The sequence below is a fragment of the Pseudoflavonifractor sp. An184 genome (assembly GCF_002160305.1).
GTDB lineage: Bacteria > Bacillota > Clostridia > Oscillospirales > Oscillospiraceae > Lawsonibacter > Lawsonibacter pullicola.
Window position 1 is genome coordinate 1 of sequence record NZ_NFKI01000139.1, and the last position, 1,077, is coordinate 1,077.

Below are 1,077 nucleotides of genomic sequence, written 5' to 3' on the forward strand. Positions count from 1 at the left end.
GGCCGCCCGCGGTGACGGTGAAGTCGCCGGACTCCATCATCTTGTACCCCTCGGGCACGTACTTCTCCAGAATGCTCATGTTCTGGATGCCCTCAGGCAGGAAGTAGTCACCGCCAGCGACGAACTCGCCGTCAACGGTCACAAAGCGGATGTTCATGATAACGTCGGTGCTGATCTTCTCGATGTTGACAACCAGCTTGCCGCCGTCCTCGGCCATGAAATCACCGGACACAGTCATCTCGTACCCTTTGGGCACATACTGCTCCAGCACGGAGTAGTTCTGAACGCCGGCAGGCACGAAGTAGTCGCCGCCGGCAACAAAGGTACCATCAGCGGTCTTGAAGGCAATGTTCATGATGACGTCGGTATCGGCCATAACCTTCTCAACGCCGATCTCCAGCTTACCGTTCTTCTCAGCCATGAAGTCGCCGGACACGGTCATCCTATAGCCAGTAGGCACATACTGCTCCAGCACGGAGTAATTCTGCACTCCGGCAGGCACAAAGTAATCGCCGCCGGCAATGACTTCATCACCGCACTTAAACTGGATGTTCATAATAACTGCTTCAGGGGCAATCTTCTCGACGTTGATAAACAGCGTTGCGTCAGCCCCTGCCATAAAGTCGCCGGACGCGGTCATTTGGTATCCTTCGGGCACATACTCCTTTAGCACAGAGTAGTTCTGAACGCCCGCAGGAACAAAGAAGTCACCAGCTTTTACGACTTCGCCGTCGCAAATAAACTGGATCTTCATGATGATTTCTTTTTGTTCCTGCTCAGATGTTGCTGTATTTGAGAACTGAGCCCCAGTCTCATTTGCCGGTGCCGCCAATGCCGAAACAGGCAGCAGTGTCAGCACCATACAAGATGTCAACAGTGCCGACAAGATTCTTTTTTTCATTTTACCCGTTCCTCCTTACTGTTTGAAATGGTCGCCTCATAATCGCAGAGGCGGGGAAGAGCACATCACACGTCACTCACCCCCTTACCCACATCCCAGCCGACGGTAAGCTGTTCCGCTTCCATCAGCCGGTCGCAGGCCTGCTCCACCAGCAGGTCGATTTGGGTGCGAATGCC

General features: G+C 53.9%; 1 protein-coding gene. It reads right to left on the reverse strand.

Annotated features, from left to right (window positions below):
* The coding region (locus B5F19_RS17370) for a hypothetical protein (RefSeq protein WP_162612609.1) at nucleotides 1-658 on the reverse strand (658 nt) is incomplete at its 3' end.
* Nucleotides 659-1,077 lie beyond the last annotated feature (419 nt).